The organism is Micrococcus sp. R8502A1, assembly GCF_006704135.1.
In the GTDB taxonomy this organism is placed as follows: Bacteria; Actinomycetota; Actinomycetes; order Actinomycetales; family Micrococcaceae; genus Micrococcus; species Micrococcus luteus.
Map to the genome: position 1 here is coordinate 1 of NZ_VIGS01000106.1, position 965 is coordinate 965.

The 965-nt window shown below is 68.1% G+C and carries 1 protein-coding gene; it reads right to left on the reverse strand.

Annotated elements, in window-relative coordinates:
- A partial coding sequence (locus tag FLM69_RS11245; RefSeq protein ID WP_220125181.1) for an IS256-like element ISMlu11 family transposase occupies window positions 1–928 on the reverse strand: 928 nt, incomplete at its 3' end.
- Window positions 929–965: the final 37 nt, after the last annotated feature.

Consider the following 965-nt stretch of genomic DNA (forward strand, 5'->3'; position numbering starts at 1 on the left):
TGCCGAGCTCGGAGGCCTCGAACTCGGCCAGCGCCTTCCTCGCGGTCTCTTCGTTGGGGGCGGTGTAGATCGGCTTCAGCGCGGCGGCGACCTTCTTGCGGTCCTGGTAGGCCACGAACCGCATCGCGGCCCGGATCAGGTGAACCACGCAGGTCTGGACCATCGAGTCCGGCCACGTCGCCTCGATCGCCTCCGGCAGGCCCTTGAGCCCGTCGCAGCACACGATCAGCACGTCCTGCACGCCCCGGTTGGCGAGATCGGCGCAGACGTGGGCCCAGAACGCCGAGCCCTCGGTGTCCTGGACCCAGATCCCCAGCACGTGCTTGATGCCCTCGAGGTCCACGCCGACGGCGATGTAGGCGGCACGGTTGAGGACCTGGCTGTTCTCTCGGATCTTGATCCGGATTGCGTCGAGATAGATCACCGGATAGAACTCCTCCAGCGGCCGCGACTGCCACGCCAGGACCTCTTCGCTCACGGCGTCGGTGATGTTGGAGATCGTCTCGTGCGACAGGTCCGTGCCGATCGTGGAGGCCAGGTGGTGCTGGATGTCCCGGATCGTCATTCCGCCGGCATAGAGGCTGATGATCATGTCATCCAGGCCCCCGAGGCGCCGCTGGCCCTTGGGCACCAGGCGCGGGGTGAACGACCCGCCCCGGTCTCGCGGGACGTCCAGCTCGATCGGCCCGACCTCGGACTCCACGGTCTTCGGGGTGGTCCCGTTGCGGGAGTTGGCGTGCTTCAGCGCCTCGCTCGAGCCCTTCTCGTAGCCCAGATGGCTGGTCAGCTCGGCCTGCAGGCCCCGCTCGAGCGCGGCCTTGACCAGCGCGGGCACGAACCCGCCGTCACCGGTGAGCTCGACGCCGCCCGCGTCGATCTGCGCGAACAGGGCATCAAGCTGCCCTGAGGCTTTCAGCTGCTCGACCAGGTCCTGGCCCGAGGGCTCGCCTGGGTTCTTCTCGTCG